We start from the raw sequence: 11,978 nt of genomic DNA, 5'->3' as shown, positions 1-11,978 counted from the left end.
GCCCCCTTCTGACGTGCTGGGCAGCCGTCAACCGTACGCGAAGGGGGCCGGTGAAGCTACGCGTCGACCTCCACCAGACGCTTGCCGTCGAAGGTGACGACCTCGAAGCGGTCGATCTCGTCCGGCTGGAAGGCGGCGCCGCCGTGCACGTAGAGCGGCTGCCTGGCCTTCTCCGTGGTGGCGTCGGGGATGCCGTAGCCCCGGTCGGGGACCGACCAGGAGGTGACCGTCTCGCGCGCGCCGTCCGTGCCCACCGCGATCAGCAGGCACTTCTGGGGGCCCTTGACGTTCTTCAGCTCCAGGACCGCGTCGGTGCCCCAGTTCTTCTTCGCCAGGCCGACGGTGGCGGTGACCTGGGTGCCCGGGTCGGTGGCGCTGACCCGGTCGGGCATGTCGGTGAAGGCGGACCGGGCGGGGCTCTCCGGCCGCGCCTGGGTGCCGCGGCCGCCACCGCCGCCGCTGTCCTCGCCCCCGCTGGTCGTCGCCACGGCGGCGAACGGGCCGCCGATGATCAGCGCGGCGGCGGTGCCCACCAGGTAGAGGTTGCGGCGCTTCTTGCGGGCGCGCCGCTCGGCGACCTCGTCGACGAGTTTCTCGGTCAGCCGCGGGGCGGGCCGCGCCGACAGCGACTCGGCGATCTCGGGCGTCCCGGTGCCCGGCAGGTCCGCGAGGGCGGCGAGCATCGGCTCCATGCCGGCGAGTTCGTCGAGCTGCCGGGCGCACCACTGGCAGGTGGCCAGGTGCGCCTCGAAAGCGGTTGCCTCGGCGTCGTCGAGGATGCCGAGGGCGTAGGCGCCGACCGTCTCGTGTTCGTTCGGCACTTCCCGCATGGGGCCAGGCATACCCGTACCACCCGTTCCGAATCCCCCGTGAACACCGCCCATCACGCTGTCACCCCCCGCTCCTCCAGTGCCAGCTTCATCGACCGCAGGGCGTAGAACACCCTGGAGCGGACGGTACCGCTCGGGATGCCCAGCGTCCGGGCGGCCTCGTTGACCGTACGTCCCTTGAAGTACGTCTCGACCAGGACCTCCCGGTGGGCCGGGGTCAGGTCGTCGAGCGCGTCGGACAGCGTCATCAGCCACAGCGCCTTGTCGATCTCGTCCTCCGCGGGGATGACCTCCAGCGGCGACGGATCGACCTCCTGCGGCCGGGCCTGCCGGCTGCGATGGCCGTCGATGACGATGCGCCGGGCGACCGTCACCAGCCAGGGGCGTACCGATCCGGTCGCCCGATTGAGCGAACCGGCGTTCTTCCAGGCCCGTATGAGCGTCTCCTGCACCACGTCCTCGGCGCGCTGCCGGTCCCCCGCGACCAGCCGCAGCACATAGGCCAGCAGTGGCCCCGCGTGCTCCCGGTAGAGCGCCCGCATCAACTCCTCGTCGGGTTCCGGGGGCTGGGCGGGCAGGCGATGCCGGGCCCTCGCACCACGGTCCTTGGCCACGACGGGATCCTTGCGCACGCCCACCTCCGGTGTCCGGGGGTTCCCCCGAGTCGGTCGCTCGCCCATCCGGTACGGACGTGGAGTGCCGGGTGTTCAAAGGGAGGCGGCGGTTTCTCACCCGGGCCGGTCGGCGAGGGCGGCGCGGCGGCGGTGGCGGGCGACGCGTTCGCGGTTGCCGCAGACCTCGCTGGAGCACCAGCGCCGGCGGCGGCCCCGGGAGGTGTCCAGGTAGACGATGGGGCAGTTGTCGCCCTCGCACTGGCGCAGCCGGGCCCGGTCGGCGGGGTCGGTGAGCAGTTCGACGGCGTCCCGGGCGAGGGCGGCCAGCAGGGCCTCGCGCTGCGGCTCACCGGCCAGTTCGCGCACCAGGACGCCGTCCTCGCCGCGGACCGCCCGGGGGGCGGGGGGCGCGGCGCGGGCCAGGTCGTTGACGCGGGCGAGCGCGGCTTCGCGGGGGCGTGCGCCCGGCGCGGGGCGGGTGCGGGCGGGGGCCCGCAGGCAGCCGCGTACCAGGCGGGCGGTCTGGGCGCGCAGGTCGCGGAACCCGGGCAGCCAGGCGGCGTCGGCGTGGTCCAGCGGGGTGCCGGGCGGGACCAGCCCGGAGCCGGTGATCCAGGCCCGCAGCGCCTCGGCGGAGTCGAGCCGTTCCACCGGATGGGTGGTGGCGAGGAGGTCGAGGCAGAGCCGACCGGCGTCGAACCGCAGCTCGTGCGGGACCGTGACCGTGCCCAGTGCCATGTTCCTGTCACCGCCTTGGGGTGTCGCGGGCCCGCCTCGGGGTCGGCGCGGACCAGGGTCGGGGCGGAGCGGGAGGCCGGCGCACCGGTTCCTCCCGCAGTCCCCGCCCGTTCCCACAGTGCCTGCCCGTTCCCCGGCCCGGAACCCCTGGGACCCCCTCGTACCGCCTGGGACCGCTCAAGGCCCCCTGGTACCGCCTCGGACGGCCGTCCGGCGGCGGCCTACTCGGCGTACTTGGTGTCGGCCGCCGGGTCGAGGGCGAGCCGGTAGCCGCGCTTGACGACGGTCTGGATCAGCTTCGGGGTGCCGAGGGCGGTGCGCAGGCGGGCCATCGCCGTCTCCACGGCGTGCTCGTCGCGTCCGGTGCCGGGCAGGGCGCGCAGCAGTTCGGCGCGGGGCACCACCCAGCCGGGGCGCCGCGCGAGCGTCCGCAGCAGGGACATCCCGGCGGGCGGTACGGGTTTCAGCGCGCCGTCGACCACCACCGCGTGGCCGCGGATCTCCATGCGGTGCCCGGCGACCGGCAGGGTCCGGGCGCGGGCGGGCAACTCCTTGCAGAGCAACTGCACGAGCGGTCCGAGCCGGAACCGCTCGGGCTGCACGGTGTCGACGCCGCGGGCCTGCAACGGCAGCGCGGTGACCGGGCCGACGCAGGCCGGGAGCACGTCGTGGCCGAGGGCGGTGAGCAGTTCGGGCAGCAGGCCGCGCTCGTCGGCGCGGGAGAGCAGGGAGGCGGCGGCGGGCGCGCTGGTGAAGGTCACGGCGTCCAGGCCGCGGGAGACGGCGGCGTCCAGGAGCCGGTCGACGGGCCCGATGTCCTCCGGCGGCATCCACCGGTACACCGGCACCCCGACCACCTCGGCGCCCGCGGCCCGCAGGCTCTCCACGAAGCCCGGCAGCGGCTCCCCGTGCAGTTGTACGGCGATCCGGGCGCCCTCGACGCCCTCCTCCAGGAGCCGGTCCAGGACCTCGGCCATGGACTCGGAGGACGGCGACCACTCCTCGGTCAGCCCGGCGGCCCGGACCGCGCCCTTGACCTTGGGGCCGCGGGCCAGCACCCGCACCGCGCGCAGCCGCTCGACGAGGGCCTCGCCCAGGCCCCAGCCGTCGGCGGCCTCCACCCAGCCCCGGAAGCCGATGGCGGTGGTGGCGATGACGACGTCCGGGGCCTGGCCGAGCAGTTCCTTCGTGGCCGAGAGGAGTTCGCTGTCGTCGGAGAGCGGCACGATCCGCAGCGCGGGGGCGTGCAGGACCGCGGCCCCGCGCCGGGTCAGGAGCGCGCCCAGTTCGTCGGCCCGCCGGGCGGCGGTCACCCCCACGGTGAACCCGGCCAGGGGCCCGTGGTCGTCGGGTCGCTGGTCGTCGGGTCGTTGGTCGTCGGGTCGTTGCTGTGTGTCGTCCATAACCCTCGTCCCGCTTGGTTCTGCCGCGCCCGTCGTGACTGCCGCGTTGGTCGTGACTGCGCCCATCGTGCCGAACGAGCCTGTCAACGGCGCGTGACAGGCTCGGTTCGACTGTATGTCGCCGGTGTTACGTCACACCCTGGCGTAGCTGAGCTGCGTGTTCTCCTCCGTGGCGGTGACCGGGCCCGGGGCGGGCACGGCCGGGCGGCGAAGGTATACCGCCCAGGTGAGTGCGAAGCACACGGCGTAGAAGGCGAGGAAGGCGACGAAGGCGCCGGTGCCGGAGCCGTAGGAGAGGAAGGACTGGCGGAAGGCGAGGTTGATGCCGACGCCGCCGAGCGCGCCGACGGCGCCGATCAGGCCCATGGAGGCACCGGAGAGCCGCCGCCCGTAGGAGGCCGCCGCCTCGCCGGTGAGGCCCTGGGCCGCGGCCTTGGCCTGGAAGATGCCGGGGATCATCTTGAACGTCGAGCCGTTGCCGAGTCCGCTGAGCACGAACAGGACGACGAAGGCGGCGACGAACATCCCCAGCGACTTCTGCATGCTGGCGACGATCAGTACGGCGGTGGCGGCGCCCATGGCGACGTAGTTCCACAGCGTGATCCGCGCGCCGCCCCAGCGGTCGGCGAGGCGCCCGCCGACCGGCCGGATCAGGGAGCCGAGCAGCGGGCCGATGAACGTGAGGTACGCGGCCTGCAACGGGGTCCGTCCGAAGCCGCTCTGCAGCACCTGCCCGAAGGCGAAGCTGTAGCCGATGAACGAGCCGAAGGTGCCGACGTAGAGGAAGGACATGATCCAGGTGTGGCCGTCGCGGGCGGCGTCCTTGGCGGCGCCGGTGTCGTTCTTCACCGAGGCGATGTTGTCCATGAACAGCGCGGAGAGGACGGCGGCGACGACGATCAGCGGGATGTAGATGCCGAGCAGCACCCGCGGTCCGCCGCTCGCGCCGATGATCGCGAGGGCGGCGAGCTGGATGACGGGGACGCCGATGTTGCCGCCGCCCGCGTTCAGGCCGAGCGCCCAGCCCTTCTTGCGCAGCGGGAAGAAGGCGTTGATGTTGGTCATGGAGGAGGCGAAGTTGCCGCCGCCGATGCCGGCCAGCAGCCCGACCAGGAGGAACGTGGAGTAGGAGGTCCCCGGCTCCATCACCACGAAGGCGGCGGTCGTGGGGATGAGCAGCAGGCTCGCCGAGATGATCGTCCAGTTGCGGCCGCCGAAGATCGCGACGGCGAAGGTGTACGGGACCCGGACGACGGCACCGACGAGGGTGACCACGGAGGTCAGCAGGAACTTGTCGGCGGGGGTGAGCCCGTACTCCGGCCCCATGAAGAGCACGAGCACGGACCACAGGGTCCACACGGAGAACCCGATGTGCTCGGAGAGCACGGAGAAGAGCAGGTTCCGGTTGGCCGTCTTCTCGCCGGTCTCCTCCCAGAACGCCTCGTCCTCGGGGTCCCAGTGCTGGATCCAACGTCCGCCAGGGACTTTCATGACGCCTCCACGGTGCTCGGACTCGGATCTCCGAAGGTAGGGAGGCCGCGTTTCCGCACTGTGGCTCCGGGTGACCGGAAAGGAACGATGCTCTCACCCCCGGGGATACGGGAGTGAGAGGTCCCCTCCGGTCACGGCTCGGCCCGCAGCTCGGCCCAGACGGCCTTGCCGGTCTTCGCCGCCTGCACCGCGAAGCGCGCCGCGAGTTCCCCGACGACCGCGAGACCACGCCCGGACTCGGCGTCGGGGGGTGCGGTCCGCCGCACCGGGCGGCGGGGTGAGGGGTCCGCGACGGTCAGCCACACCACCCCCGGCGACGGGCGCTCCAGCGTCAGCCTGCACCGGCCCGGGTCCTCCGCCGTCGCCCAGGCCGGACGGCCGTGCAGCACGGCGTTGGTGACCAGCTCGCTCACGATCACCTCGGCGCTGTCGGACAGTTCTTCCAGCCCCCAGCAGGCGAGGGTGGTCCGGACACTGCGCCGGGCCAGGGCGGCGGACTCCGGGAGGAGCAGGAGGGTCTGCGTGTAGCCGGGCGCCGTGCCGGTGAGCGGGCGCAGGGTGAGGTTCAAGGGGTGGTGGGTCATCGCGGCCTCAATCACTCGCGGACGGCGTCGGCCGGTGTGCCGCCGTCCGCGACGGGGCGCGTGGACAGACACATCGGAGTGACGACTGCGCACCTTAGGTAGTCGATGGGCGACGCGCAGTCACACACACGCAGAATGACCCATTGCAGAGCCGGTGACAACACACGTCACCCTTCCCGCAAAAAGCCGCACCTTTGTTCCTGTCGACGGTGACACCCGAGGTGCGACACACTGCACCTGCGCAGCGCAAACAAGCACCTGCGGCGCCCACTTGGCACCGTCGAGGGAGGAACGTATGCCCAACGTCCGAGCGAAACCCACGCTGCGCCGTCGGCGGCTCGGCGGTGCGCTCCAGGGCTTCCGGGGAAAGGCCGGGCTCACGGTCGAGGCCGCCGCGGCGGCCAACGGCTGGGACAAGGGCAAGCTGAGCCGGATCGAGAACGCCAAGGCACACATCTGGCCGAAGGAGATCGCCCCGCTGCTCAAGATCTATCTACGGGATCGAGGACCCGGCGATCATCACGGCCCTTGAAGAACTGGCGCGCGACGCCGGGAAACAGGGCTGGTGGCAGACGTACGGCAGCGTCATCGGCGGTGGATACGCCGACTACATGTTCTTGGAGCAGGACGCCGCCGGCCTCCGCGTCTACTCCTCCAACCTCCTGCACGGCCTCTTGCAGACCAGCGCCTACACCCGCGAGGTGATCGCCGCGACCGCGCTCACGCGCACCCCGGAAGAGGTAGCTGCCCTGGCCGAGGTCCGGCTGGCACGTCAGGCCGTCCTCACGCGTCAGGGCAACCCGCTGAAAATCTGGGCCGTCATCCACGAGGCGGCTTTGCGTCAGCGGTTCCCGTCCCGGCCGACAGTGATGACCGAACAGCTCAGGAGGCTCCTCGACCTGAGCGAACTGCCCACGGTCGACATCCAGGTCATGCCGATGGAAGCCAGTCCCCACCCCGGCATGACCGGCCCCTTCGACATCGTCTCCTTCACCGGACCGTGGCCGACCGTAGTCAACCTCGAAAATCTCCGAGGCGGCTTCTTCCTGGAAGGTGACGACGCGGCGGTGTTCGAGACCGCTTTCGACCGAGTGGTCGCCGCCGCACTTCCCGTCGACGTGTCACGGGAGACCATCAAGGCGATCATGGAAGGAATGCAAAGGTGATAAGCCCTCAGACCACACAGGCACTGACCGGCGCCCAGTGGTTCAAGTCCTCCTACAGCGGCGGCGAGCAGGCGTGCCTGGAGGTCGCCGCGGACATCCCCGGCGCCGTCCCCGTCCGGGACAGCAAAACCCCGGAGGGACCCGCGCTCCTCTTCCCGCGCGCGTCGTTCGCCGCGTTCGTCACCGCTGTCGGCGCCGGCGGGTTCGGCTCCCTCTGACGCGTCCGCCCCGCTGGATGTCGTCCAGCGGGGCGGAGCACTGCGGCGGGGGGTGGCGGGCCGGTGCCGTCAGGCCCGGTGGGCCGCCGCCTTCTGCCGTGTGGGCGCGGACCGGTCTCGGTCCGGCCACAGTCGCGGCCGGCGTTTGGCCGCCACGTCCTCCACCCAGCCGAAGCAGACGACGCAGGCGCCGATGAGGAGCCACACCAGCAGCAGGACCGGCCACGGGCTCTCCAGGAGCCAGGCCTCGTGGTCCGCGAGCGTGTCGAAGTTCCAGAGCCGGTCCCAGACGGTGGCGGCGACGAGGATGCAGGTGTTGTGCCAGAGGTAGATCGTGACGGCACGGGAGTTGAGGAGAGTGATCAGCCGGTCCCAGCGGCGCAGGAGGCGCGGCCACTCGGTCCACGAGGGGCTGAGGTGCAGGAGCAGCAGCACCGTGGCGAAGGACCACAGGGACTGCGCGAACGGGATGTCGTCGAGGTCGTGGCCGGGCGCGAAGCCGTGCGTCAGCGCGTACCAGAGGCCGTAGCCGGCGACGAACGGCACCAGGGAGGGGATGACGTAGCGCGGCAGGCGGCCGAGGACGCCTTCCTGGTGGGCCATGCCGACGATCCAGCAGGCGCCGAAGGTGCTGAAGTCGGTGACGGCCGAGTCGATCCGCACGAACGGGATGTGCAGCCAGCCGAACTCCAGGGCGGCGGCGAGCGCGATCGGTGACAGGATCGTCGGCCAGGGCAGCGCGCGCAGCGCCTTCAGGAGGAACGGGGAGAGCAGCACGTACCAGAGGTAGGCGCGGATGTACCAGAGCGGTCCGGCCAGTTCGGCGGCCCAGTCCTCGCCGATGAGGCCGTGGATGCCGGGCAGGCCCTCGGCGTAGGGCGGGTCGCTCAGCGGGACGATCCAGTAGAGGAGGTCGAACCACCACCAGCCCGGGTGGCCCTCCGCGTCCGGCCCCCAGCCCTGGATCACCATGCCGGTGACGCCGACCGCGCCGAGCAGCCACAGCGGGGGCAGCAGCCGGCGCATCCGGCCGCGTACGACATGGAGGGCCGGCCGCTTCAGGGAGCGGGCCATCAGGTTTCCGGCGAGCGCGAACATCACGCCCATGGACGGGAAGACCACCGGCAGCCAGGCCCAGCCCATCAGGTGGTAGAAGACGACCCGGAAGAGGGCGACCGCGCGCAGCAGGTCGAAGTAGCGGTCACGGACGGGCGTCCGCTTCACCGGGGCGGCCTCGGTGGCGTCGGCGGGTGGTACCGGTGGGGCCGCGGGCGACAGGGCGGGACCGGGCGAGAGCGGGGGTGCGGTCATGTTCTGGTTCGGTGCTTTCTGCGGCGTCGTGCTCATCGGACGTACTCCTGCTCCTCCTGCGGCACGCGCCGGCGCTGGGTCGGTACGCCCCCGGGCGTGGCCACTCCCCCGGTGCGGCGCAGCTTCTGCCAGCGCAGCCGGCCGCCGGTGAGGGCGGTGATCCAGGACTGGAGCAGGACGACGTACATGAGCTGCCGGTAGAGGATCTGCTGGAGCGGCATCGAGATCAGCGGGGTGAGGCGCTCGCGGTCCAGGGCGAAGGCGTAGACCGCGCAGACCAGTTGGAGGGCCAGTACGCCCAGCCAGGCGCCGATCGTCTTCTCGGTCGGGCCGAAGACGACCCCGTAGAGCAGGAAGATGTCGATCAGCGGGGCGAGCAGCGGGGCGACGACCATGAAGAGGGAGACGAAGGGGAGGCCGACGCGGCCGAAGCGGCCGGAGGGGCCCTTCTCGATCACCGCGCGGCGGTGCTTCCAGATCGCCTGCATGGTGCCGTAGGACCAGCGGTAGCGCTGGGACCAGAGCTGCTGCACGGACTCCGGGGCCTCGGTCCAGGCGCGGGCGTTCTCGGCGTAGACGACCCGCCAGCCCGCCCGGTGCAGCGCCATGGTGACGTCGGTGTCCTCGGCGAGGGTGTCGTCGCTCATGCCGCCGATCGGCGTCAGCGCGGAGCGGCGGAAGGCGCCGACGGCGCCGGGGATGGTGGGCATGCAGCGCAGCACGTCGTACATGCGGCGGTCGAGGTTGAAGCCCATCACGTACTCGATGTGCTGCCAGGCCCCGATGAGGCTGTCCTTGTTGCCGACCTTGGCGTTGCCCGCGACCGCGCCGACCTTCGGGTCGGCGAAGGGCTGGACGAGTTCGCGGACGGTGGTCGGTTCGAAGACGGTGTCGCCGTCCATCATCACGACGATGTCGTGACTGGCGTTGGCCAGGCCCCGGTTGAGGGCGGCGGGCTTGCCCGCGTTGAGCTGGCGGATCACCCGCACGCCCGGCAGGTTCATCGCCTCCACGATCCGGGCGGTGCCGTCGGTGGAGCCGTCGTCGATGACGATGACCTCGACGGGGTGGTCGCTCAGCATCAGCGAACGCACCGTGTTCTCGATGCACTTGGCCTCGTTGTACGCCGGGACCAGCACCGACACCGGTCCGGTGACCGGCGGGCCCCAGCCGGCGCCCTTGCGGCGGACCCGGCGGGCGTGCACGGCGGAGAGCAGCAGCATCAGTCCGAACCGGCCGATGACCAGGGTGCCGATGACGGCCAGGCCGACCACCAGGACGTCGGTGATGTCGTCCGCGGCCTGGACCAGGACGATCCACGCCTTGCCCTTCCACAGGGCGGCGCCGGTGACCGGGGTGTGTGCGCTGGGCGCGTCGAGGGCCTCGGTGAGGTTGTCGAACTCGTAGCCGCGCCGCTGCAGGTCGGGCAGGAGCGTGTCCAGCGCCCGCACGGTCTGGTGGCGGTCGCCGCCGGAGTCGTGCATGAGGACGATGGCGCCCTTGTCGCCCCGCGGGGTGGCGCGCCGGACGATCTCGGCGACGCCGGGCTTCTTCCAGTCCTCGCTGTCGGTGTTGTTGACGACCGTGAGGTAGCCGCGGCTGCCGATGTACTCGGTGACCGGCCAGGACTTGTCGTCCATGGCGTCGGCGAAGGACGAGTAGGGCGGGCGGAAGAGCGAGGTGCGGATGCCGGCGGCACCGGTCAGGGCGAGCTGGTTCTGCGACAGCTCCCAGTCGATGCGGTCCTTCGACTGGTAGGACAGGTCGGGGTGGTTGAAGGTGTGCAGGCCGATCTCGTGGCCCTCGTCGACCATGCGCCGGACCAGGTCGGGGTAGCGGGAGGCCATGGTGCCGGTGACGAAGAAGACGGCGTGGGCGTCGTACTTCTTCAGCACGTCCAGGACCTTCGGGGTCCAGGTCGGGTCGGGGCCGTCGTCGAAGGTGAGGACGAGACGGCGGTCGGGGACGCTCATGCTGTCGGTGCGGCCGCCGCGGGTGTCGATGACCGGCCCGCCGTCCAGGATCTTCTGCGGCACCTTGTCGGTGGCGGCGGGCGGCTGGACGCGGTGGTCGGCGAGTATCTCGCTGTGCACGTAGCCGCGCAGCAGGAGCATCGCCGTCATCGCGACGAGGACGAGCACCGGCAGCAGCAGGCGCAGGGGCAGACGGCGCCGCCGGGAGCCGCCACGGGCTCCCTTCGCGGGGCCGCGACGGCGGGTGGGGACGGCCATCAGAGGGTGTGCTCCACGTGCGGTGAGGGGGAGGTGGGGGCGGCGCCGGCGACCTGGGCGGGGTCGCCCGCTCCGTGGGCGACGGTGCCGGAACCGTCGCCGGTGCCGCCGTCCTCGCCGGCGGTCTCGGTCGGACCGGCGGTCGGGTCGGTGCCGCCCGTCGGGCCGGGGTCGGTCGCGGTGGGGTCGGGTTCCACGGCCGTGGTGGTCGGGGCCGGTTCGCTCGCATCGCCGGCGCCGGGTTGCGGCGTGGTCTGCGTGGCGGTGGGCGACGGGTCCGCGGAGGCGTCCGGCGACGCGGACGTCGGGGCGGTGGCGGTGGCCCGGGTGTCGGTGCCGGGCGCGTAGGTCGCGCCGCCGAGGGCCGGCGCGGAGGTCTGCGGTGCGGCACTGGCGGTGGCGGTGGGCTCGGCCGGCTCGGTGCGGCCCGGAGTGGTGTCGACCTGGCCGGCCGGCCGCCCCTGCTCCTGGCCGGGTACGGGCAGCCAGGGTGCGTCGGAGTTCCCCGACAGCAGGGTGGCGACCATGGCGACGGCGTAGACCGCGCAGGCGAGGCCGACGGCTATGCCGATCCGCCGGTAGCGGCGGATGCGGCGGCCGGACTCGTCGACGAAGACGGGACGGTCGGCACGGTCGGCACGGTCGCTGAAGCCACCGGCCCCGCCGTCGGTTCCGCCGGGGACCCGGCGCAGCATCCCGTCGCCGAGCTGGACGGCGTCGAGCTGGACGGTCACCTCGTGCGGATCGTGGTGCTGACCGGCCGACGCGGGCCGGACCGCCCGCGCGGTACCGGAGCCGGTGTCCCGCCAGGGATCGCGCACGGCGGCGCCGCCGGCGGTGGCAGCGGCGGTGGCCGTGGTGGGGCCGGTCCCAGGGAACGGGGGCCGTACGGCGGTGGCGGTGGGCCGGGGGGCCGCGAGTCTGGGGAACGCGGGCTTGGGGATCGCGGGCAGCCCCTCGGTCACGGCGGGGCCGGGGACCGGAGGGAGCACGTCGGTCGCGGCGGTTCCGGGACCCGGCGACAGGACGTCCGGCTCGGCGGGGCCCAGGCCCCGGCGGAAGCGGAGGATGTCGGTGCGGGTGGTCTCCGGACCGGTCGCCGCCGGTGCCTTCGGGGCGGTCGCCGCCGGGGTCTTCGGGGCGGTCGCCGCCGGGGTCTTCGCGGCGGTCGCCGCCGGGGTCTTCGGGGCGGGGGCCGGCTGTCTGTCGGTGGGCGTCCACGCGCCCCGGGCTATCCGGTCCTCGGGGGTCTCACGCGTCGCCGACGCGGCTTCGGGCCACTCCGGTCGGGCGTTGTTCTGACGGTCGTTCACGTGCACGCACTTCCCCCCACAGACGGGTCGGGGTGCGCTGTCGACTCCGAGCACTCGTCGATCGAACACGGCCCCCACC

Annotated in this window: 12 protein-coding genes; 3 read left to right on the top strand and 9 right to left on the bottom strand. The window is 72.6% G+C overall.

Features of this window, described 5'->3' with window-relative positions:
• Positions 1-56 precede the first annotated feature (56 nt).
• The 6 genes from ABEB00_RS28735 to ABEB00_RS28710 all read right to left on the bottom strand — a co-directional run bounded on the left by ABEB00_RS28735 (position 57) and on the right by ABEB00_RS28710 (position 5,660).
• The gene (locus ABEB00_RS28735) at positions 57-830 is read right to left on the bottom strand and encodes an anti-sigma factor (RefSeq protein ID WP_345623369.1); all 774 of its coding nucleotides are present in this window, start codon (positions 828-830) and stop codon (positions 57-59) included.
• A 53-nt stretch (positions 831-883) separates the two neighbouring features.
• Entirely contained in the window at positions 884-1,468 is a 585-nt protein-coding gene (locus tag ABEB00_RS28730; RefSeq protein WP_345623367.1) for a sigma-70 family RNA polymerase sigma factor, read from the bottom strand.
• A gap of 90 nt (positions 1,469-1,558) precedes the next feature.
• Complete coding sequence (locus ABEB00_RS28725; RefSeq protein WP_345623366.1) at positions 1,559-2,182, bottom strand: CGNR zinc finger domain-containing protein; 624 nt, start codon at positions 2,180-2,182, stop codon at positions 1,559-1,561.
• A 221-nt stretch (positions 2,183-2,403) separates the two neighbouring features.
• Complete coding sequence (locus ABEB00_RS28720; protein WP_345623365.1) at positions 2,404-3,585, bottom strand: uroporphyrinogen-III synthase; 1,182 nt, start codon at positions 3,583-3,585, stop codon at positions 2,404-2,406.
• 132 nt (positions 3,586-3,717) lie between these two features.
• Entirely contained in the window at positions 3,718-5,076 is a 1,359-nt protein-coding gene (locus tag ABEB00_RS28715; RefSeq protein WP_345623364.1) for a nitrate/nitrite transporter, read from the bottom strand.
• Positions 5,077-5,207: 131 nt separating this feature from the next.
• Positions 5,208-5,660, bottom strand: coding sequence for an ATP-binding protein (locus ABEB00_RS28710; RefSeq protein WP_345623363.1), 453 nt, complete (start codon positions 5,658-5,660; stop codon positions 5,208-5,210).
• Between the two features lie 295 nt (positions 5,661-5,955).
• Between ABEB00_RS28710 and ABEB00_RS28705 the strand changes: the two genes are divergently transcribed.
• From ABEB00_RS28705 to ABEB00_RS28695, 3 genes are all read left to right on the top strand, one after another.
• The gene (locus ABEB00_RS28705; RefSeq protein ID WP_345623362.1) at positions 5,956-6,192 is read left to right on the top strand and encodes a helix-turn-helix domain-containing protein; all 237 of its coding nucleotides are present in this window, start codon (positions 5,956-5,958) and stop codon (positions 6,190-6,192) included.
• Between the two features lie 85 nt (positions 6,193-6,277).
• Positions 6,278-6,826, top strand: coding sequence for a DUF5753 domain-containing protein (locus ABEB00_RS28700; RefSeq protein WP_345623361.1), 549 nt, complete (start codon positions 6,278-6,280; stop codon positions 6,824-6,826).
• The gene (locus ABEB00_RS28695) at positions 6,823-7,044 is read left to right on the top strand and encodes a DUF397 domain-containing protein (protein ID WP_345623360.1); all 222 of its coding nucleotides are present in this window, start codon (positions 6,823-6,825) and stop codon (positions 7,042-7,044) included. Before ABEB00_RS28700 ends, ABEB00_RS28695 begins: the two co-directional genes overlap by 4 nt.
• A 69-nt stretch (positions 7,045-7,113) precedes the next feature.
• Here ABEB00_RS28695 and ABEB00_RS28690 read toward each other — a convergent pair whose 3' ends face one another.
• From ABEB00_RS28690 to ABEB00_RS28680, 3 genes are read right to left on the bottom strand one after another with little or no spacing between them, the layout of a single operon-like run.
• Complete coding sequence (locus ABEB00_RS28690) at positions 7,114-8,355, bottom strand: acyltransferase family protein (RefSeq protein WP_425586586.1); 1,242 nt, start codon at positions 8,353-8,355, stop codon at positions 7,114-7,116.
• Between the two features lie 32 nt (positions 8,356-8,387).
• Positions 8,388-10,586: a bifunctional polysaccharide deacetylase/glycosyltransferase family 2 protein gene (locus ABEB00_RS28685; RefSeq protein ID WP_345623357.1), complete on the bottom strand. Its 2,199-nt coding sequence runs from the start codon at positions 10,584-10,586 to the stop codon at positions 8,388-8,390.
• Complete coding sequence (locus ABEB00_RS28680; RefSeq protein WP_345623356.1) at positions 10,586-11,899, bottom strand: hypothetical protein; 1,314 nt, start codon at positions 11,897-11,899, stop codon at positions 10,586-10,588. Before ABEB00_RS28680 ends, ABEB00_RS28685 begins: the two co-directional genes overlap by 1 nt.
• Positions 11,900-11,978: the final 79 nt, after the last annotated feature.

Origin of the sequence: Streptomyces ziwulingensis, assembly GCF_039542605.1 — a bacterium.
Lineage (GTDB): Bacteria > Actinomycetota > Actinomycetes > Streptomycetales > Streptomycetaceae > Streptomyces > Streptomyces ziwulingensis.
This window is presented reverse-complemented; position numbering and strand designations above follow the sequence as displayed.

Excerpts from the sequence above, each read along its gene's own strand:
- ABEB00_RS28735 (WP_345623369.1), bottom strand. The coding sequence starts at position 830 with ATGCGGGAAGTGCCGAACGAACACGAGACGGTCGGCGCCTACGCCCTC.
- ABEB00_RS28725 (WP_345623366.1), bottom strand. The coding sequence starts at position 2,182 with ATGGCACTGGGCACGGTCACGGTCCCGCACGAGCTGCGGTTCGACGCC.
- ABEB00_RS28720 (WP_345623365.1), bottom strand. The coding sequence starts at position 3,585 with ATGGACGACACACAGCAACGACCCGACGACCAACGACCCGACGACCAG.
- ABEB00_RS28715 (WP_345623364.1), bottom strand. The coding sequence starts at position 5,076 with ATGAAAGTCCCTGGCGGACGTTGGATCCAGCACTGGGACCCCGAGGAC.
- ABEB00_RS28710 (WP_345623363.1), bottom strand. The coding sequence starts at position 5,660 with ATGACCCACCACCCCTTGAACCTCACCCTGCGCCCGCTCACCGGCACG.
- ABEB00_RS28705 (WP_345623362.1), top strand. The coding sequence starts at position 5,956 with ATGCCCAACGTCCGAGCGAAACCCACGCTGCGCCGTCGGCGGCTCGGC.
- ABEB00_RS28690 (WP_425586586.1), bottom strand. The coding sequence starts at position 8,355 with ATGACCGCACCCCCGCTCTCGCCCGGTCCCGCCCTGTCGCCCGCGGCC.
- ABEB00_RS28685 (WP_345623357.1), bottom strand. The coding sequence starts at position 10,586 with ATGGCCGTCCCCACCCGCCGTCGCGGCCCCGCGAAGGGAGCCCGTGGC.